Source organism: Zafaria cholistanensis (genome assembly GCF_008580665.1).
Taxonomy (GTDB): Bacteria; Actinomycetota; Actinomycetes; order Actinomycetales; family Micrococcaceae; genus Zafaria; species Zafaria cholistanensis.
On record NZ_BKDJ01000003.1, the window covers coordinates 140063 to 159640 of the forward strand.

The window sequence follows — 19578 nt, forward strand, 5'->3', positions numbered from 1 at the left end:
GCTCAGTGCCGGGCGGAGGAGATGAGTTCAACCAGTTCGCCGACCCGGTCCTCGGGTATGGTGCGGGCAATGTCGGCCTGGGTGAGCATGCCCACGAGGTCGTGTCCGTCAATCACCGGCAGGCGGCGGACCTGGTGCTCGGTCATGGTCCGGATGGCCTCCTCGACCGAGTCGTCGGCCCCGATGGTGACCGGTTTGCCTTCGCCCAGTTCCCCGGCCCGGACCTCGCGGGGGTCCCTGCCCTCGGCCAGGCATTTGATGACGATGTCGCGGTCGGTCACCATGCCCTTGAGCCGGTTGTCCTCCCCGCAGATGGGAAGGGATCCGACGTCCAGGTCCTTCATCTTCCGGGCGGCCTGCTCAAGGGTGTCATTCTCGCCAATGCATTCGGCGCCGGCCGTCATGATTTCTCGTGCCTTGGTCATTTCCGTTGCTCCTTAACCAATGGTCGGGAATGCCACCGTAGGCGCGCCGACCCGACCGGGACAACCCTTATGCGGGGGCAAAAACCCGCCTTTCCGGAACCGTGGCCGGCCCCCTTTTCCGGCGGGAGCTGCCGGAAAACCGGCCCCCCGGGGAATAGGGTGTGGCATTTCAAAGTTGAGCTTATTAGACTCAAGTTTGAGTGGTACGCCAGATGACAGAAGGGATCCGCGTGGACACCAAATTCACCACCCAAAGCCAGGAAGCCCTCGCCGCTTCCGGCATGAACGCTTCCACCGCGGGCAACCCGCAGGTGGAGCCCGTTCACCTGCTCAAGGCACTGATGGACAAGCGCGAATCGGTCGCCGTCGCCCTGCTCAAGGCCGCCGGCGTCGAACCGGACGTCGTGTCCGTCCAGGCGAGCACCGCGATCAAGGCCCTGCCCTCCTCGTCGGGGACCTCCGTCGCCCAGGCCCAGTTCTCCCGGGGCATGCTCCAGGTGATCAATGCCGCCCAAGAAGCGGCAAAGCGCTACGGGGACAGCTACGTCTCCACCGAGCACCTGCTCCTGGGGCTGGCCTCCGACGCCGGCAAGGCCGGGGGGATCCTGCGCGACGCCGGCGCGGGGGCCGATGCGCTGAACGCGGCCCTGCCGGGCCTGCGCGGAGACCGCAAGGTGGACTCCCCGGACCCGGAGAGCACCTTTCAGGCACTGGAAAAGTACGGCACGGACCTGACCGCCATGGCCCGGGCCGGCAAGCTGGACCCGGTGATCGGCCGCGACTCGGAGATCCGCCGCGTGGTGCAGGTCCTCTCCCGCCGCACCAAGAACAACCCCGTGCTCATCGGCGAGCCCGGGGTCGGCAAGACGGCCGTCGTCGAAGGCCTGGCCCAGCGCATGGTGGCGGGCGACGTCCCCGAGTCACTGCGCGGCAAGAGCCTGGTCTCGCTGGACCTGGGTTCCATGATCGCCGGCGCCAAGTACCGCGGCGAGTTCGAGGAACGCCTGAAGGCCGTGCTGGAGGAGATCAAGTCTTCCGAGGGGCGGATCGTCACCTTCATCGACGAAATCCACACCGTCGTGGGAGCCGGCGCCTCGGAGGGGGCCATGGACGCGGGCAACATGCTCAAGCCCATGCTGGCCCGCGGCGAATTGCGCCTGATCGGGGCCACCACGCTGGACGAGTACCGGGAGAACATCGAGAAGGACGCGGCCCTGGAGCGCCGCTTCCAGCAGGTGTTTGTCGGAGAGCCGAGCGTGGAGGACACAATCGGGATCCTGCGCGGGCTCAAGGAGCGCTACGAGGCCCACCACAAGGTCCAGATCGCCGACTCCGCGCTGGTGGCCGCCGCCACCCTCTCCAACCGCTACATCTCCGGACGCCAGCTGCCGGACAAGGCCATCGACCTGGTCGACGAGGCCGCCTCCCGGCTGCGCATGGAGATCGACTCCGCGCCGGAGGAAATCGACCAGCTGCGCCGCGCCGTGGACCGCCTGACCATGGAGGAGTTGGCGCTCGCGAAGGAAACGGACCCCGCATCGGTCGAACGCCTGGAGGCGCTGCGGGCGGACATGGCGGACAAGAAGGAGAAGCTGGCTGCCCTCAACGCGCGCTGGGAGGCGGAGAAGGCCGGGCTGAACAAGGTCGGCGAGCTGAAGGTCCAGCTCGACGAGCTGCGCAGCCAGGCCGACAAGTACCAGCGCGAGGGCGACCTGGAGCGGGCCTCGCGGTTGCTCTATGGCGAGATCCCCGCACTGCAGAAGGAGCTCGACGCCGCCCAGGCGGCCGAGGAGCAGAACGGGGAGCGCGACCTGATGCTCTCCGAGGAGGTCACCGCGGACGACATCGCCGAGGTCATTTCCGCCTGGACCGGCATCCCCGCCGGGCGCATGCTGCAGGGAGAGAGCCAGAAGCTGCTGGAGATGGAATCCTTCCTCGGCAAACGGCTGATCGGCCAGTCCAAGGCGGTGGCCTCGGTCTCCGATGCGGTCCGCCGCGCCCGGGCCGGCATCTCCGACCCCGACCGCCCCACCGGATCCTTCCTCTTCCTGGGCCCCACCGGCGTGGGCAAGACGGAACTGGCCAAGGCGCTCGCCGACTTCCTCTTCGACGATGAGCGGGCCATGGTCCGCATTGATATGTCCGAATACTCCGAGAAGCACTCCGTGTCCCGGCTGGTGGGCGCCCCTCCGGGGTATGTGGGCTATGAGGAGGGCGGCCAGCTGACCGAGGCGGTGCGCCGCCGCCCGTACTCAGTGATTCTGCTTGACGAGGTGGAGAAGGCCCACCCGGAGGTCTTCGACATCCTCCTGCAGGTCCTGGACGACGGACGCCTCACCGACGGGCAGGGCCGCACCGTGGACTTCCGCAACGTGATCCTGGTCCTGACCAGCAACCTCGGCTCGCAGTTCCTGGTCGACCAGACGCTGGACCAGGCTGCCAAGAAGGACCTGGTCATGAACGTGGTCCATGGGGCGTTCAAGCCGGAGTTCCTCAACCGCCTGGACGACGTGATCATGTTTGATCCGCTCAGCATCGAGGAACTGGGCAGCATTGTGGACCTGCAGGTCGAGGCGCTGTCCAAGCGGCTGGCGGACCGCCGCCTGACCCTGGAAGTTACCGACGGGGCCCGCGAGTGGCTGGCACTGAACGGCTACGATCCCGCCTACGGGGCCCGGCCGCTGCGCCGCCTGGTCCAGCGCGAAATTGGCGACCGGCTGGCCCGGGCGCTGCTCTCCGGTTCCATTGCGGACGGGGACACCGTCCGCGTGGACACTGCCGCGGACGCGGACGGGCTCTCACTGGCCAAGGGCTAGCGGGAAGTACGGCGGCCGGGGAGGGCGTCCCGGCCGCCGGGGGCCTACCCGGCGGCAGCCTCCGGGCCGTCGGCGGCGGGCAGCAGCGAGGCGTCCACGGTGCCCTCGTCCAGGGACAGGAAGCAGGCGACCGTCCGGTCGCCCGCCGCCCAGGTCCCGGAGGAGGGGCGGCTGAACTGGTAGGACCAGTTCCCCTTGAGGGCCACTGTGGCTTCCAGTTCGATGGCCCGGCAGGCGGCCTCGGACTTGGTTTCGGTGCGTGCGTCGCCCGGGTACGGGGTGTCGTCCAAGGTGGCGAGGCCAATCAGCTGGGCATCGTGGGAGGCCGTGCACAGGACGATGGTGGCCGGTTCCAGCGGACCGCTGAAGCCCCGCAGGCAGTCCCCGACCCTGAATTGGGAGGTGGGGGCGCTGGCCGCCACCACGCCGTCGATGCCGGGGTTCGGGTTGCGCGGAACGGCGGACTGGACGGCCGGTTCGGGGGATGTGGCGTTGGACAACCTGCCGGCCCCGAACACGACCAGCAGCACGACGCCGGCCGTTCCCAAGGCGATCCAGCCCCACCTCCCACCAAAGCGGCGCGTGACCTTGGTGTCCGCGCGCCGCGCGGGCTGGTAGGGGGAAGGGGCCGGGCGCTCGTCCGGGGCTTCTTCCACGACGGGTCCTCTCGGTGGTGCTTCGGTGCAGGCTGGCTTTCCACTCTATCGGCCCCGGCCCGGGCCGGTCGGGAGGGCGGTTGCAGCCGAACCGTGTTAACCTTGGGATTACGAAATAATTTGGCACATATTCCGGGGCCTTTGCCGAACACGGCGGACCACCTCCGGATCTACTAAAAAAAGGGGGTCACGCCATGGGGCGCGGCCGTCAGAAGGCAAAAGCGACGCGGCAGGCCAGGGATATGAAGTATTTCTCCCCGGCCACTGATTTGTCCGCACTTGAACGCGAGCTCGGGGGCACCCACCACAGCGGTGGCGCCTCCCCGCAGCATGCCAAGGACACGTACGACTCGGATTACGAGGATAGGTACGGGGACTACGACGACGATGAGGACGACAAGCGCCGCATCGGCTGACTCGAGCCGGCCCCCCGCGTCCGGCCGCCCCGGCGGTCTTGACCTGCCTGTGGCGACCGCGCACCGTGCCGCGATCCGTTCCATCGAACGGGTCGTCCACGAGACCGCGGCACCCCAGGACCCTTCCGTTGCCTTCGAGGGCATCCTTGCGCTGCTGCGCGCGGGGGGAGTCCTGCTGGTGACCGGCGCGGGCGTGTCCACCGACTCCGGGATCCCCGACTATCGCGGGCCTAACGGGTCGCTGCGCCGCCACCGGCCGATGACGTACCAGGAGTTCAAGTACGATCCGGCCGCGCGTCACCGCTATTGGGCCCGCAGCTTCGTCGGGTGGCGCCACGTGGCGGTCGCCGAGCCCAACGCGTCCCACCACGCCCTGGCCGAGCTGGAACGCCGCGGCCATGTGGTCGGTACCGTGACCCAAAATGTCGACGGGCTCCATGCCCGGGCCGGCACGCGCCGCTTAGTGGCCCTGCACGGGGACCTGGCCCGGGTAGCGTGCCTGAACTGCGGCGCCGTCGAGGACCGCCCCGCCCTGGACCGGCGGCTGGCGCAGGCAAACCCCGGCTTTATCGAGCGCGTCGAGCTTGATCCCTCCCTGGTGAACCCCGACGGGGACGTCACCCTGGACCAGCGCCATGTGGACGAGTTCACGATGGTGGGATGCCTGGCCTGCGGTTCCGTGGAACTCAAGCCGGACGTGGTCTACTTCGGAGAGAACGTGCCCGCCGAGCGCAAGGTTGCGGTGCAGGACATGGCGGCGCAGTCCGCGTCCCTGCTGGTAGTCGGCTCCAGCCTGGCAGTAATGAGCGGCTACAAGCTGGTCCTCGACGCAGAACGCGCCGGCAAGCCGGTCGCGGTGATCAATGGCGGGCCCACCCGTGGTGATGCCAAGGCCGGGTTCCGCTGGCGCACCGGCATCGCACCGGCCCTCGAAAGCCTGCTCGCCGCCCTCTGAACCGGGCTTTCCTTCCCGCCCGGCCTTCCTTTCCCGTGCGGCCTTCTTCTCCGCAGATTCCTCTCCTGCGGGATTCCTTAATCTGTGTATCCCTTTTCCGTGTTGTGCCATGTTGCGCCGCCCCGGGCCGTCCGCGCTTCCAACTAGTAGTACAAGTTAGCAACTTGTACTATTAGTTTCATTCCCAGCAGCCCGACCCAAGGACACCGCCGTGACCTACACGCCTGAGGCGCTCCGCGCCACCACTCCCGCCGGCCTCTCCACCTACACGCCGGACGCGATCCGCCACGTCAAGCTCTCCACCGCCACGCTGCCGCTGGCGGTGCCCATCTCCGACGCGAAGGTCTTCACGGGCCGGCAGAAGCCCATGACCGAGGTCGTCTTCCTCTTCGCCGAGATCACCACCGAGCAGGGGCATGAGGGCATGGGCTTCTCCTACTCCAAGCGTGCCGGTGGCCCCGCGCAGTACGCGCACGCCAGGGAGGTCGCCGAGGCCATGATCGGCGAGGACCCCAACGACATCGCCAAGCTGTACAACAAGCTGCTCTGGGCCGGGGCCTCCGTGGGGCGCTCCGGCGTGGCCACGCAGGCGCTGGCCGCCCTGGACATTGCCCTCTACGACCTCAAGTCCAAGCGTGCAGGCCTTCCCCTGGCCAAGTTCCTGGGTGCCCACCGCGACTCCGTGCGCACCTACAACACCTCCGGCGGATTCCTGAACGCCTCCATCGAGGAGGTCAAGGAACGCGCCAGCCGCTCCCTGGAAGAGGGGATCGGCGGCATCAAGATCAAGGTCGGCCTGCCGGATTCGGCCGAGGACCTGCGCCGCGTGACCGCGGTGCGCGAACACCTCGGCGGGTCCGTGCCGATGATGGTGGACGCCAACCAGCAGTGGGACCGGGCAACTGCCCTGCGCATGGGCCGCAAGCTCGAGGAGTTCGACCTGGTCTGGATTGAGGAGCCGCTGGACGCCTACGACGCCGAAGGCCACGCCGCCCTGGCCGCCGCGCTGGACACCCCGATCGCCACCGGCGAGATGCTGGCCTCCGTCGCCGAGCACGAGCGCCTGATCGCGGCCCGCGCCTGCGACATCATTCAGCCGGACGCGCCGCGCGTGGGCGGGATCACCCAGTTCCTGCGCCTGGCCACGCTGGCGGACCAGGCGGGGCTGGACCTTGCCCCGCACTTCGCCATGGAGATCCACCTGCACCTGGCCGCCGCCTACCCGCGGGAGCCGTGGGTGGAACACTTCGACTGGCTGGACCCGCTGTTCAACGAGCGTCTGGAGACCCGCGACGGGCGCATGCTGGTGCCGAACCGCCCGGGCCTCGGCTTCACGTTCAGCGACCAGGCGCGTGCCTGGACCACCGGCACCGTCGAGTTCGGCCGCGCCTAGGGTTCCGTCTCCCGGGGCCGGGGCCGGATTTAGGGATCCTGGGGACAACTGGCGGGGCACGACGGCGGGGTGCGCCTTCCGCGGAGGGCGCACCCCGCCGTCGTCCCGGCCAGGGAGGCACCGGCCGAGGAAACGCGGCCCCATGAAACGATGGGAACCATGAACCGCACCCTGACCGCAGGCCTTGTTGCCGAACTGCGGGCCATGATCATCGACGGCACGGTGGCCCCCGGGGAGAAGCTGCCGAGCGAATCCGAACTGATTGCCCGTCACGGGGTGAGCCGGACGGTGGTGCGGGAGGCGATCGCCAGGCTCCAGGCCGAGGGCCTGGTGCAGTCCCGGCGCGGGGCCGGAAGCTTCGCCCTGGTGCCGCCGGCGCCGGACGCGGCCGGAACACGTCCGGTGCGCACCCTGGAGGACCGGGTGGCGCTGCTGGAGTTCCGGCTCGGGTTGGAGCCCCAGGCGGCGGCTTTGGCCGCGCTCCGGCGTTCGCCCGCACAGCTGGCCGCGATCGGCGGGGCGCTGGCCGGGTTCGCCGCCTCCGCGGCCAACCCGGCCGCGGCCATGAGGCACGACTTCGAATTCCATCAGGCGGTGGCGCAGGCCAGCGGCAACGCCTACTACGCCGAGGGACTGGCCCGGCTGGGCCCGACCATGATCGCCATGCCCCGCGCCCGCCTGGGCGAGGGCAGCCCGGCGTACCGCGAGGACTTCTTCGCCCAATCCGTGCATGAGCATGCCGGCATCCACGACGCCATTGCCGACGCCGACCCCGAGGGTGCCGCCTCGGCCATGCGAGCGCATTTGGCAGCCTCCCGCCGCCGGCTGGGCGCGAATCCCGGCCGGTAGCTGGGGGCTGATAGCTGGGGGCCGGGAGCGTGGGCCGAGCCCGACAGCTGATACCCAGCCAGCATCATTCGGTGCAGAAGTGATCTTGGACACGCATCACCGGGCGCGGTTAACGTGAGGGGGACTTCCTGCCCATGGGGTTTGCCCCCGAAAGGACCGATCCTTAATGCCTGTTTCCGAGACCGTGCCCGTGTCCGTCCCGGCCCCTTCCGCTGTCCACTCCGGCCAGGTGGCAATCACCGGAGTGACGATCACGCCGGTGGCGTTCGCGGATCCGCCGCTGCTGAACGCGGTCGGCGTGCACGAGCCCTTCGCCCTGCGCGCGATCGTGCAGGTGCATACTGATGCCGGCGTCACGGGGCTGGGGGAGACGTACGGCGACGAGGGACACCTGGCCCGGCTGCGCCTGGCCGCGCAGGCCCTGGCGGGCGCGGACCCGTTCAGCACCAATGAGCTGCGGTCCCGGGTGGCGCGCGCCCTCGTGGCGGACACCACCTTGGGCGGACACGGGATGAGCGGCATGGTGACCGGATCCTCCACGGCGGACCGCGTGCTGTCCCCGTTCGAGGTCGCTGCCCTGGACATCCAGGGCAGGCTGCTCGGGGTGCCGGTGTCCACGCTGCTCGGCGGCGCGGTGCGGGAGGCTGTGCCGTTCAGCGGCTACCTGTTCTACAAGTGGGCCGGGCATCCCGGCCACGCCGAGGACTCCTGGGGCGAGGCCCTGGACCCGGCGGGCATCGTGGCCCAGGCTCGGACCATGGTGGACGGGTATGGTTTCACCGCGCTCAAGCTCAAGGCGGGCGTCTTCGACCCGGACGCCGAGGCCGAGGCCATCGAGGCCCTGCGCGCCGAGTTCCCGGGCCTGCCGCTGCGCATCGACCCCAACGCCGCCTGGGGCGTGGAGACTTCCGTGCGCATCGGCAAGCGCCTGGAGGGGGTGCTCGAATACCTGGAGGACCCCACCCCCGGCATCGCCGGAATGGCCGAGGTCCGCCGCCGGGTGGAGATGCCGCTGGCGACGAACATGTGCGTGGTGAGCTTCAACGACCTGCCGCCGGCGATCGCCGCCGGCGCCGTCGACGTCGTGCTCTCCGACCACCACTTCTGGGGCGGGCTGCGCCGTTCCCAGACGCTGGGCGGCATCGCCGAGACGTTCGGGCTGGGCCTGTCCATGCACTCGAATTCCCACTTGGGCATTTCCCTGGCCGCGATGGTCCACCTCGCCGCCGCCACCCCCAACCTGGACTACGCCTGCGACACCCACTGGCCCTGGAAGAACGCGGACGAGGACATCGTCGTCCCCGGCGTCCTGGGCTTCAGGGACGGGGCTGTGGCGGTCCCGACCGGCCCGGGGCTGGGCATCGAGCTGGACCAGGACGGGCTGGAGAAGCTCCACCGCCAGTACCTGGACTGCGGCCTGCGCAGCCGCGACGACACCGGCTACATGCAGCGGATCCACCCCGGCTACGAACTCCGAAGCCCCCGCTGGTAGCCACCCCCCCGCACGCTGGACACGATGGCGCTTCGCGTCATCGTGTCCAGCGTTGCCGTCTCCGGTGCTGTTGTCTCCGGTGCTGTTGTCTCGGGCGCCGTCGTGTCCGCCGCGGACAGCGGGAGGCAAAGGGGCATACGGAAGCGGGGGGGGGCGGAAAACACCCGACGGCCCCCCGGGGGGGGGGGGGGGGGGGGGGGCGGCCCCGCCTGCGGGTGGCATGGGGTCTACGGTATGGGGGTCTGTCGTAAAAACACCGTCCGGCCCCGCTTCCGTATGGTGGGGTCAGTGGCCGTCCCGCCCGGCCTTGACGGCCAGGACCGGCCGGTCCGCCTGCAGCAGGATCCGCTGAGCGTGCGAGCCCATGATGAACTTGCCGACCTGAGTGCGCTGGCGCAGGCCAATGACGATCAGTGACACGTCGTACGCCTCTGCCAGGGCCAGCACCTCCTCGGCCAGGTCGGCGGAGTAGGTGGGCGTCAGGATGGAGGCGTCGACGCCGGCGGCAGCCGCGTCCGCGGCGATCCGGGAAAGGTCGTCCTCGGAGGCCACCGACTTGTCCACCAGCGCGCCTTCGCGCACCGAGTTGACGACGAGCAGCTTTTCCCCGCGCAGCCTGGCTTCGGCAATTGCGGCCTGGGCGGCCGCTTCCCCGACCGGGGTGGGGATGTATCCAACGAGGACGCTCATGCGTTTTCCTTTGTCTTGACGGGTTCGGTGGCCGCGGCGGGCTGCCTGCGGGCCAGCAGGGACTTGAGGGCCGGCCAGACGGCCACGACGACGAAGACGAGCAGCAGGGAGAGGGAAATCGGCCGTCCGAAGACCCCGGACAGGTCGCCGTTGAACACCAGCAGCGACCGGCGCAGGTTGGCTTCCAAAAGCTCCCCGAGCACGAAGGCCAGCACCAGGGGGCCGGGCTCGAAGCCGAATTTCTTCATCAGGTAGCCGACGATACCGAAGAAGACAACCAGACTCACGTCGAACATTGAATTGTTGATTGTGTAGGCGCCCAGCAGCGTGATCAGTGCGGTGATCGGGGCAAGGATGGCCGCCCGGACGCGCAGGATGCGCACGAACACCCCCACCAGCGGGATGGACATGATCAGCAGCAGGATGTTCCCGATGTACATCGAGTTCACCACGCCCCAGAACAGGTCCGGGTGCTGTTCGACCAGCTGCGGGCCGGGGGTGACACCCTGGATCAGCAGGGCCCCGAACATCAGCGCCATGGTGGCGTTGGCCGGAATGCCCAGCGTCAGCAGCGGGATGAAGGAGCTGGTGGCGGCCGCGTTGTTGGCCGTCTCCGGGGCGGCGACGCCTTCGACGGCCCCCTGGCCGAAGCGCTCCGGGTTCTTGGCCCGCTTCTTCTCCAGCGCGTACGCCGCCATCGAGGAGATGGTGGCGCCACCGCCGGGCAGGATTCCCAGGAAGAAGCCCAGGACCGAGCCGCGGCCGATTGCTCCGGAGGACTGCTTGAGATCCGCGCGCGAGGGCCAGACGTTGGCGACCTTGGCGGGAGCCTTGGCGGCACGGTGGCGCTCCTCCAGGTTGTAGAGGATCTCGCCAAGGCCGAACAGGCCCATGGCTACGGGCACGAAGTCGATGCCGTCGGCCAGGCTCATGTTTCCGAAGGTGAACCGCTCGGTGCCCGTAAACACGTCGCGCCCGACGGTGGCCAGCAGCAGGCCGAAGGCCGCCGCGATCAGCGCCTTGGACTTGCTGCCGTTGCTGATGGTGGCCACCAGCAGGATGCCCAGCAGGGCCAGGGCGGCGTACTCCGGCGGACCGAAGTCCAGGGCAAAGCCGGCAACGAGCGGGGCCAGGAAGGTCAGCCCGATGATCCCGACGGTGCCGCCGATGAACGAGCCGATCGCGGCGATGCCCAGCGCGGTGCCGGCCTTCCCCTGCTTGGCGAGCATGTAGCCGTCGAAGACCGTGACCACCGAGCTTGCCTCGCCGGGAAGGCGCAGCAGTACCGACGTGATGGTGCCGCCGTACTGGGCGCCGTAGAAGATGCCGGCAAGCATGATGATGGCCGTGACCGGTTCGACGCCGTAGGTCAGCGGCAGCAGGATGGCGATGGTCGCTGCCGGCCCGAGGCCCGGAAGCACGCCAATCAGCATGCCGATGACGACGCCCAGCAGGCAGTAGAGCAAGTTGGTGGGATCGAGGACGACGCCGAAGCCGTCCATCACCGGTTGCAGGAATTCCATGGGGGAGCCTTTCGGGCCTTAGAACAGGTGGGGGATGGTGGTCCCCAGAGCCAGGATGAAAATGGCGTAGAAGGCGGCCACAACGAGGGCGGAGTAGAGCAGCGCTGACCGCCACGTTTCGCCGCCGAGGTACTTCATCCAGACGATGCAGAGCAGCAGTGAGGGGATTTCAAAGCCGATGACGGGCATCAGCGCCACGAGCCCCACCAGGGTGGCGACGCCCAAGAGGACCAGCCAGGACAGACGCGAAAACTTTTCTCCCTCTCCGCCATGGCGGCCGATGAACATCTGTGACAGGCCGAGTGCCACAATGACGACGCCCATGATGAACGGCCACATCCCCGGCTGGGGTTGGGCCGGTGAGCCCAACCCCAGCTGGAGGGACAAAACGATCCCGGCGGCGCCGAGCACGGTGGCCACCGCAGAGGATGCCAGGTTGGCGATGGGACCGGCGGACGGCGGAGCCTCCGCCTCCCACTTGGCGGCCAGCTCCTCGGGGGTCAGGTCCTCCTCGGGCTCGGGCAGCGCCCGGACAACGTTGGCAGTCTCATTCATGGTGGTGCTCCTGTGTGCTCGTCGCACTGGCTCAGTTCTGCTTCAGGGAGAGGCCGTACTTCTCGGTCAGTTCCTTGTACTTGGCGGCCAGGGCCGTCCATTCGGTGACGACTTCCTCGCCGGAGATCTCCCGCGGGGTCAGCAGGTTCTTCTCGTTGAACTCCTGGTACGCCTCGGTCTTGAAGGTGTTCTCGAACGCCGTCTTCAGGCGGGCCTTGACGTCCTCGGGAGTGCCCTTCGGCGCCACGACCGCACGGTACTGCGACACCGGGATGTCGTAGCCCTCCTCGGTGGCGGTGGGAACGTCCGGCAGGTACTGGTTGCGCTCGGTGGAGAAGACCACGATCGGCAGCAGCTTGCCGGCGTCGATCTGCGCCTTGGCCTCGCCCAGCTGGACAGTGGCCAGTTGGACCTGGTTGCCCAGGACCGCCGTGACGGCCGGGGCTCCGGAATCGAAGGGCACCTCGGTGCCCTGGATGTTGGCCTGCTTGAGCAGCAGCGCCTGGGCCAGCTGCGAACCGGTGCCCACGCCCGTGGTGCCGAAGGCCAGGTTCTGGGCGGCGGTCAGGTCCTTGATGTTTTTGACGCCCGCCTTGGGGTTGGCGACCAGCACGTAGTCGTCCTGGGAGAGGCCGACGATGACGTCGACGTCCTCCAGGGTTACCGCCTCCGACTCGCCGACGGCGAGCGGGGTGATGGTGACGAGGGAGGCGTTCAGCGTGGCCAGCTCGTAGCCGTCGGCCGCCTTGCCCTGGACTTCCTTCAGGGCCAGGGCGCCGTTGGCGCCCGGCTTGTTGACCACCGGCATGGCCACACCGAGGTCCTGGGACGCTCCCTCGGACACCGCGCGGGCAATCAGGTCGGTTGAACCGCCCGGGGCGGCGCCCACGGTGAGGTTGATCGGCTTGCTTGGGAAGGTCTCCCCGGCACCGTTGGAGCCGCTGACGTTGCCGCCGCAGGCACTCATGGCCAGCACGGCTGCTGCGGCTGCGGTGCCGAGCACCGTGCGGCGGGTGAAGATGTGCTTCATGCGAATCCCCTATGTTGTGGGCCTTAAAGGTCTTGGGACACCGCTGCGCCGGAGCTCCGGCGTGTGACTGTAATCACCTGCGGGTCGCTAGAAGAGACTAGGAAGCAAGTATGATGCATGTCCAAGCCCATTACTGCATTGACTGATACCGGGAGTGCATCATGTATTCGCTTGACCAAGTCCGCAGCTTCATAGCGGTTGCGGAGGAACTGCACTTCGGCCGGGCGGCGGAACGGCTGAACATGACCCAGCCTCCCCTGAGCCGGCAGATCCAAAAGCTGGAGAAAGCCTTGGGCGTGGGGCTTCTTGAGCGCGACAACCGAAAGGTGGCCCTCACGGCGGCCGGCAGGGTCTTCCTGGAGGATGCCCGCCGCTTGGTGGTGCTTGCGGACCGGGCGCCTGCCGCCGCCCGGCGCATCGCGGCCGGGCGGTCCGGCACCCTGCGCCTGGGGTTCACCGCAGCGAGCGGCTTCAGCCTGCTGGGAACCCTGTTGGACACCATCCAGGAGGTGCTGCCGGATGTCGACGTGGAACTGGAGGAATTGGTCACGGCGGAGCAGGTCCAAGCCCTTGCCGACGGGGATCTGGATCTGGGGCTTGCCCGCCCGCCCTTCGACACGGAAGCCTTCGCCTCCCGGCTCATGCTGACTGAGCGTTTCATGGTTGCGGTGCCCACGGGCCATCCTTTGGACCGCCTTTCCCGGCCCGTGCAACCGGAGGACCTGCGCGACGTGCCGCTGATCATGCACTCGCCCGTCAAGGCGCGCTATTTCTACGACATGGTGGTGCGCCTGGTGCCGATCGAGCACCGCAATGTGGTGCACACCGTCAGCCAGGTCCTGACCATGGTGGCCCTGGTCGCTTCCGGCCGGGGCATCGCCTTCGTTCCGGAATCGGCCCGGCTGCTGCGGGTGGAGGGCGTGTCCTACCTGGACCTCGCCGGGGCCGCGCGGGATGAGGTGGAACTGCATGTGCTGTGGCTGCGCACCTCCCGGAATCCCGCCCTGCACAGGCTCTTGGACGAGTTGGCCCTCGGGGCGGAGTAGGCGCAGGCCGGGCAGGAAAGTGATGCCCATGGAGTATCAATCCATACAATTTGGGGCTTGGACATGCATCGAATGGTGTTCCTATGGTGGTGGGTGAACCCACCGTCGGCCGCACGCGGCCACCGCTGAAAGGAAGAAGTCCGTGGCCCAGTACGCGCCCCAGGAACTTGCCGCCCGCCTGAAGGACGGCCTCCTGTCCTTCCCCGTCACTTCCTTCGACGCCCAGCTGGGCATCGACGAGGAGAACTACCGCCGGCACCTGGCCTGGCAGGCCAGCTTCGACGTGGCCGGCCTGTTCGCCGCCGGCGGGACCGGCGAGGGGTTCAGCCTGACCCCGGAAGAGTCCGCCCGCGTGGTCCGTATGGCGGTTGAGGAAGCAGGTGCCCGCGTTCCGGTGCTCGCCTCGGCCGGCGGTTCCACCCGCCAGGCCATCCAGAACGCTCAGGACGCTGAGGCAGCCGGCGCCGAGGGCCTGCTGCTGCTGCCGCCGTACCTGACCGAGTGCGACCAGGCCGGCCTGCTGGAGCACGTCTCCGCCGTTTGCTCCGCCACCAGCATCGGCGTGATCGTCTACAACCGCGCCAACGCCATCTACTCCGCGGACACGGTCGCCCGGCTCGCCGAGCGCCACCCGAACTTCATCGGCTTCAAGGACGCGCTGGGCGACATCGAACACCTGACCAAGGTCTACGCCAAGAACGGCGACCGGCTCTTCTACCTCGGCGGTCTGCCGACCGCGGAAACCTTCGCCCTGCCGCTGCTGCAGCTGGGCATGAGCACCTACTCCTCGGCCATGTACAACTTCGTGCCGGAGTTCGCCCTCGAGTTCTACCGCGACGTGCGCAACCAGGACCGCGCCGCCGTCACCGAGAAGCTCAACCGCTTCGTCCTGCCCTACCTGGAAATCCGCGACCGCGCCAAGGGATACGGCGTTTCCATCGTCAAGGGTGGCCTGAAGGTGATCGGCCGCGACGCCGGTTCCGTTCGCCCGCCGCTGCAGGACCTCACCGAGCGGGACCTCCAGGACCTCTCGGCGCTGATCGATGCCGCCGGCGTGCGCCCGGCCTTCGCAGCACTGCCGCAGGGCGTCTAGGCCCTTCGCCCGGAGGAAGCGGATCCGGCATCCGCTTCCTCCGGCCATGGCATCCCGTCCCGCCGCCGCGGGGCACCAATACCCGGGGAAACGCCCCACTGCCCCCACACCCCACGAGGAGCACCCGATGCCCACCATGCAGGCAACACTGGCCGGCCACTCGATCATCGCCGGCCGGGAGGTCCCCGGAAACGGCGGGACCGTCAACGGCTTCAACCCGGCCACCAACGCTGTCCTTGAGCCGGCCTACACCCTGATTGACCGCGAACAGCTCGCCGCCGCGACCACCGCGGCCGAGGAGGCCTTCGAATCCTTCAGCTCGCTGGACCCGGAGACCCACGCCGCGTTCCTGGAGAAGATCGCCGAAAACATTGAGGCCGTCGGCGCCGACCTCGTAGCCCGCGCCATGATCGAGACCGGCCTGCCCGAGGCCCGCCTGAACGGCGAACGCGCCCGCACCACCGGCCAGCTGCGCCTCTTCGCCGCCGTCGTGCGCCAGGGCGACCACCGCGGCGTGCGCATCGACCCGGCCCTGCCGGATCGCCAGCCCATGCCCCGTCCGGACATCCGCCAGCGCAAGGTCCCCCTGGGCCCGGTGGCCGTCTTCGGCGCAAGCAACTTCCCGCTGGCCTTCTCCACCGCCGGCGGCGACACCGCCTCCGCCCTGGCCGCCGGTTGCCCCGTGGTCTTCAAGGCACACAACGCCCACCCGGGCACCAGCGAGATCGTCGGCCGTGCCATTGCCGACGCCGTGCGCGACCTGGGCCTGCACCCGGGCGTGTTCTCCCTGATCTACGGACCCGGCTCCAGCATCGGCCAGGCCCTTGTCACCGACCCGCTCATCAAGGCCGTGGGCTTCACCGGCTCCCGCTCCGGCGGAACGGCGCTGGTCGCCGCCGCGGCGGCCCGGCCCGAACCGATCCCGGTCTACGCGGAGATGAGCTCCATCAACCCGGTGTTCTTCTTCGAGGGCGCGCTGGCCGGCGATGTGGACGTGCTGGCCCAGGCCTACGTCGGTTCCGTCACCGGCTCCAGCGGCCAGCTCTGCACCTCCCCGGGCCTGGTGTTCGTCCCCGCCGGGGAGGCCGGTGACGCGTTCGCCGCCGCCGTGAACCGCGCCCTGGCCCCGGCTGCCGGACAGACCATGCTGACCAAGGGCATCGCCGAGGCGTGGAGCGCCGGCGTCGCCGAACTCGGCGCGCAGGACGGCGTCGAAGTGGTGGCCCGCGGCGAGCAGGGCCCCACCGAGAACGCTCCCGCCCCGGCCGTCTTCGGCACGGACGTGCCGACCTTCCTGGAGAATGGAGTGCTCCACCAGGAGATCTTTGGCGCCGCATCCCTGATGGTCCGGTACACCTCCGCCACGGACCTGGTGGACGCCGCCCGCCGGCTCGAGGGCCAGCTGACCGCCACGCTGCACCTTACCGAGGCGGACCACGCCACCGTCGCCCCGCTGCTTCCGGTGCTGGAGCGCAAGGCCGGCCGCATCCTGGCCAACGGCTGGCCGACCGGTGTCGAGGTGGGCCACGCCATGGTCCACGGCGGGCCCTTCCCGGCTACCTCGGACACCCGCACCACCTCGGTCGGCACCCTGGCGATCGAGCGGTTCCTGCGTCCGGTCGCCTACCAGAACATCCCGGACGGCCTGCTGCCGGTGCCGCTGCGCGAGGCCAACCCCTGGCACCTCAACCGCCGCATCGACGGCACGATTATCCTCGCAGGAGAATAGGCACCCATCATGACCCACCAGCCCACCATTGCCCGCGTGGAAGTCGTCCCGGTCGCCGGCCACGACTCCATGCTGCTGAACCTTTCCGGGGCCCACGGCCCGTTCTTCACCCGCAACATTGCCATCGTGACCGACTCCGAGGGCCGCACCGGCCTCGGCGAGGTTCCCGGCGGGGAAAAGATCCGCTCCACCATCGAGGAGGCCGGGACGCTCCTGGCCGGCCAGCCGGTCGCCCGCTTCCGCAGCCTGCTGCGCGAGGTCGCCACCGCCTTCGCCGACCGGGACTCCGGCGGGCGCGGCCTGCAGACCTTCGACCTGCGCACCACCGTGCACGCTGTCACCGCCATCGAGTCCGCACTGCTGGACCTGCACGGCCAGTTCCTGGGCGTTCCCGTCGCGGAGCTGCTCGGCGACGGCCAGCAGCGCGACGCCGTGCCGATGCTCGGCTACCTTTTCTACGTGGGCAACCCGGACGCCACGGACCTGCCCTACCTGCGCGAGCCCAACGGCGCCGACGCCTGGGAACGCGTCCGCCGCGAGGAGGCCATGACTCCGGAGGCCGTGGTCCGCCTGGCCGAGGCCGCGCAGGCCCGCTACGGCTTCCAGGACTTCAAGCTCAAGGGCGGGGTGCAGGCCGGGGACCTGGAGGTGGACGCCGTCACTGCGCTCAAGGAGCGCTTCCCGGACGCGCGCATCACGCTGGACCCCAACGGCGGCTGGCTGCTCGAGGACGCCATTAGGCTGGGCAGGCGCATGCGCGGGGTGGTCGCCTATGCCGAGGACCCGTGCGGGGCGGAAGGCAAGTTCTCCGGCCGCGAGGTGGTTTCCGAGTTCAAGCGCGCCACCGGCCTGCAGACGGCCACCAACATGATCGCGACCGACTGGCGCGAGATGGCCCACGCGGTGCGCACCAACGCCGTGGATATTCCGCTGGCCGATCCGCACTTCTGGACCATGGCCGGCTCCGTCCGCGTGGCGCAGCTGTGCAACGAGTTCGGGCTGACCTGGGGATCGCACTCCAATAACCACTTCGACATCTCCCTGGCCATGTTCACGCACGTGGGCGCCGCGGCCCCGGGCGAGATCACGGCCCTGGACACGCACTGGATCTGGCAGGACGGCCAGGGCCTCACCCGGGACCCGCTGCTGATCCGCGACGGCGAGATCAAGGTCCCCACCGCGCCGGGCCTGGGCATCGAACTGGACCGGGAACGCGTCGAGGCCGCGCACCAGCTCTACCTCGAGCACGGCCTGGGGGCCCGCGACGATGCCGCATCGATGCAGTACCTGATCCCCGGCTGGGAGTTCGACCCCAAGCGCCCGTGCCTCGTTCGATGACGGACAGGGAGCGCTAGGCCGGTGGAGGGGGTGCTGCTGGGCTTCGGCGTCGTCCTGTTCATCGTGGCCGTGGGCTACGTGGCGGCCGCCCTGCTTCCGGGCAAGGCGTCCGCCATGCAACAGGGCCTGGGGCCGGCGGTGTACTACATCACCAACCCGGCGCTCATGCTCCTGCTGCTCGCCGAAACGGACTTGGGAACGGTCGCCGGCGTCTACGCACCGGTCGCGCTGCTGACGGCATTGGCGGCCGGTGCGGTCTACGCCCTCGGCAGCGTGGTGGTGCTGCGCCGGAAAGCGCCGCATGCCGCCGTCGGGGCCATGGCCTCCTCCTATGTGAATGCCGGAAACATCGGACTGCCCATCGCGTTGTACGCGGTGGGCAGTTCCGCGCCGGTGGTCTCCGTGCTGCTCGCCCAACTCCTGGTGGTGGCGCCCCTGTACCTGTCGATCTTCGCCTGGTGCTCGCCGCGACCGGCCGGCGCGGAGGCCGCCGGCGCTGTGCCCCTGTGGCGGACAGTCCTGCGCTCGGTCGGCAACCCCGTGACGCTCGCGACGCTCGCCGGCGCCGGCCTCTCGCTCACCGGATGGACGCCGCCGGAGGTGGTGTGGACCCCGATCGGGATGCTGGGCCACGCCTCGATTCCGTTACTGCTGATGATGTTCGGGATGAGCATGCGCCGCCAGCGGCCGTTCACCCAACGGGGCCTGCTGCCGGACCTGGTGTGGGCCTCCTTCGTGAAGCTGGCCGTCATGCCGGTGGCGGCCTGGGCGGTGGCCCGCTTCGCGTTTGGCCTGCAGGGCATGGAACTGCTGGGAGTCGTGGTCATGGCCGCCCTGCCGACGGCCCAGAACGTGTTCCTTTTCTCGAGCCAGTTCCGCATGCCCTCAACCTTGGCCCGGGACGTTTCCTTCCTCAGCTCCATGCTGTCCCTGCCGGCCGTGCTGCTCGCCGTTCTCCTGCTCGGCTAGCACCGTCAAGCCTGCCGCCCCCTCGCTGGACACCCCAGCGCCGGGCGACCCGCCGCCGGGCACCCCAGCGCCGGATACGCCAGCACCGAGCTCCCAGACCGCCAGCACCCGGCGGAAGCGCCGGTCCCGGTCCGGGAACATGTCCACCAAAGCCACCTGCCCCACCCGGACCACGTCCCCGGGATGCAGCCGGCGCGCCGCGTGGGTGACGTGGGGGCGGTAGTTCGCGCGGGTGTGGTCGGGGCCCGGAAGATGGATCTGTCCGTCCAGCTCGTGGAGCAACCCATAAAGCAGGGCCTCGTGGAGGTCCGCCAGGCCGGTGCCAGGATCGACCAGGGATACCGGGACGGAGCCTTTGCGGCCAAACCACGCGTCCCCGCCCACCACGGCGGTGAACGCCTTCCGGCCCTCTAAGGCTGCCCCCAGCACCGCCGTCAGCGCCGGGACCGGGACCGCCGAATCGAACCGGACCAGCGTGACGTGCAGGGGCCAGGCGGACTGCGGGAATTCGGTCCCGGCCGCCAGCGGCTCGACGAACACCACCGCCACGTACACGCCCATGCACCCAGTCTCCCACCGCCGGCACCGGCTGTGGAGCGCCGG

General features: G+C 69.3%; 18 protein-coding genes. 11 read left to right on the forward strand and 7 right to left on the reverse strand.

The window, feature by feature from the left end; translation table 11 throughout:
* Positions 1 to 2: 2 nt before the first annotated feature.
* Positions 3 to 425, reverse strand: coding sequence for a CBS domain-containing protein (locus tag NCCP_RS04470; protein ID WP_149956039.1), 423 nt, complete (start codon positions 423 to 425; stop codon positions 3 to 5).
* Positions 426 to 655: 230 nt separating this feature from the next.
* Between NCCP_RS04470 and clpB the strand changes: the two genes are divergently transcribed.
* Positions 656 to 3241, forward strand: a complete 2586-nt coding sequence (clpB, locus tag NCCP_RS04475; RefSeq protein ID WP_149956040.1) for an ATP-dependent chaperone ClpB — start codon at positions 656 to 658, stop codon at positions 3239 to 3241.
* A gap of 44 nt (positions 3242 to 3285) precedes the next feature.
* Here the strand turns inward: clpB and NCCP_RS04480 are convergent, their stop codons facing one another.
* The gene (locus tag NCCP_RS04480; protein WP_149956041.1) at positions 3286 to 3897 is read right to left on the reverse strand and encodes a septum formation family protein; all 612 of its coding nucleotides are present in this window, start codon (positions 3895 to 3897) and stop codon (positions 3286 to 3288) included.
* A gap of 194 nt (positions 3898 to 4091) precedes the next feature.
* Between NCCP_RS04480 and NCCP_RS04485 the strand changes: the two genes are divergently transcribed.
* The 5 genes from NCCP_RS04485 to NCCP_RS04505 all read left to right on the forward strand — a co-directional run bounded on the left by NCCP_RS04485 (position 4092) and on the right by NCCP_RS04505 (position 9002).
* Complete coding sequence (locus NCCP_RS04485; protein WP_149956042.1) at positions 4092 to 4313, forward strand: DUF3073 domain-containing protein; 222 nt, start codon at positions 4092 to 4094, stop codon at positions 4311 to 4313.
* A gap of 49 nt (positions 4314 to 4362) precedes the next feature.
* Positions 4363 to 5268, forward strand: a complete 906-nt coding sequence (locus NCCP_RS04490; protein WP_225873674.1) for a Sir2 family NAD-dependent protein deacetylase — start codon at positions 4363 to 4365, stop codon at positions 5266 to 5268.
* Positions 5269 to 5548: 280 nt separating this feature from the next.
* A complete protein-coding gene (locus NCCP_RS04495; protein WP_149956149.1) occupies positions 5549 to 6661 on the forward strand; it encodes an L-talarate/galactarate dehydratase in 1113 nt (370 codons plus the stop codon).
* A 159-nt stretch (positions 6662 to 6820) separates the two neighbouring features.
* Positions 6821 to 7510, forward strand: coding sequence for a FadR/GntR family transcriptional regulator (locus NCCP_RS04500; protein ID WP_149956044.1), 690 nt, complete (start codon positions 6821 to 6823; stop codon positions 7508 to 7510).
* 166 nt (positions 7511 to 7676) lie between these two features.
* Entirely contained in the window at positions 7677 to 9002 is a 1326-nt protein-coding gene (locus NCCP_RS04505) for a glucarate dehydratase family protein (RefSeq protein ID WP_149956045.1), read from the forward strand.
* Between the two features lie 285 nt (positions 9003 to 9287).
* Here the strand turns inward: NCCP_RS04505 and NCCP_RS04510 are convergent, their stop codons facing one another.
* The 4 genes from NCCP_RS04510 to NCCP_RS04525 are packed head-to-tail and all read right to left on the reverse strand — an operon-like array spanning position 9288 to position 12800.
* A complete protein-coding gene (locus NCCP_RS04510; protein ID WP_149956046.1) occupies positions 9288 to 9692 on the reverse strand; it encodes a universal stress protein in 405 nt (134 codons plus the stop codon).
* On the reverse strand, positions 9689 to 11215 hold the full coding sequence (locus tag NCCP_RS04515) for a tripartite tricarboxylate transporter permease (RefSeq protein WP_149956047.1): 1527 nt from the start codon (positions 11213 to 11215) through the stop codon (positions 9689 to 9691). Before NCCP_RS04515 ends, NCCP_RS04510 begins: the two co-directional genes overlap by 4 nt.
* Before the next feature lie 18 nt (positions 11216 to 11233).
* Complete coding sequence (locus tag NCCP_RS04520; protein WP_149956048.1) at positions 11234 to 11770, reverse strand: tripartite tricarboxylate transporter TctB family protein; 537 nt, start codon at positions 11768 to 11770, stop codon at positions 11234 to 11236.
* Positions 11771 to 11801: 31 nt separating this feature from the next.
* A complete protein-coding gene (locus NCCP_RS04525; protein ID WP_149956049.1) occupies positions 11802 to 12800 on the reverse strand; it encodes a Bug family tripartite tricarboxylate transporter substrate binding protein in 999 nt (332 codons plus the stop codon).
* 161 nt (positions 12801 to 12961) lie between these two features.
* On the opposite strand from NCCP_RS04525, the gene NCCP_RS04530 reads away from it, so the two are divergent.
* The 5 genes from NCCP_RS04530 to NCCP_RS04550 all read left to right on the forward strand — a co-directional run bounded on the left by NCCP_RS04530 (position 12962) and on the right by NCCP_RS04550 (position 18975).
* Positions 12962 to 13846 carry a LysR family transcriptional regulator gene (locus NCCP_RS04530; RefSeq protein WP_149956050.1) on the forward strand — a complete coding sequence of 295 codons (885 nt, stop codon included), beginning with the start codon at positions 12962 to 12964 and terminating at the stop codon, positions 13844 to 13846.
* Between the two features lie 142 nt (positions 13847 to 13988).
* The gene (gene kdgD / locus NCCP_RS04535; protein WP_149956051.1) at positions 13989 to 14939 is read left to right on the forward strand and encodes a 5-dehydro-4-deoxyglucarate dehydratase; all 951 of its coding nucleotides are present in this window, start codon (positions 13989 to 13991) and stop codon (positions 14937 to 14939) included.
* Between the two features lie 127 nt (positions 14940 to 15066).
* Positions 15067 to 16668, forward strand: a complete 1602-nt coding sequence (locus NCCP_RS04540; protein ID WP_149956052.1) for an aldehyde dehydrogenase (NADP(+)) — start codon at positions 15067 to 15069, stop codon at positions 16666 to 16668.
* A 9-nt stretch (positions 16669 to 16677) separates the two neighbouring features.
* The gene (locus tag NCCP_RS04545) at positions 16678 to 18006 is read left to right on the forward strand and encodes an enolase C-terminal domain-like protein (protein ID WP_149956053.1); all 1329 of its coding nucleotides are present in this window, start codon (positions 16678 to 16680) and stop codon (positions 18004 to 18006) included.
* Between the two features lie 21 nt (positions 18007 to 18027).
* On the forward strand, positions 18028 to 18975 hold the full coding sequence (locus NCCP_RS04550; protein ID WP_149956054.1) for an AEC family transporter: 948 nt from the start codon (positions 18028 to 18030) through the stop codon (positions 18973 to 18975).
* Here the strand turns inward: NCCP_RS04550 and NCCP_RS15410 are convergent.
* Positions 18892 to 19536 carry a 2'-5' RNA ligase family protein gene (locus tag NCCP_RS15410; protein ID WP_149956055.1) on the reverse strand — a complete coding sequence of 215 codons (645 nt, stop codon included), beginning with the start codon at positions 19534 to 19536 and terminating at the stop codon, positions 18892 to 18894. The two genes, NCCP_RS04550 and NCCP_RS15410, sit on opposite strands and share 84 nt — an antisense overlap.
* Between the last annotated feature and the right edge of the window lie 42 nt (positions 19537 to 19578).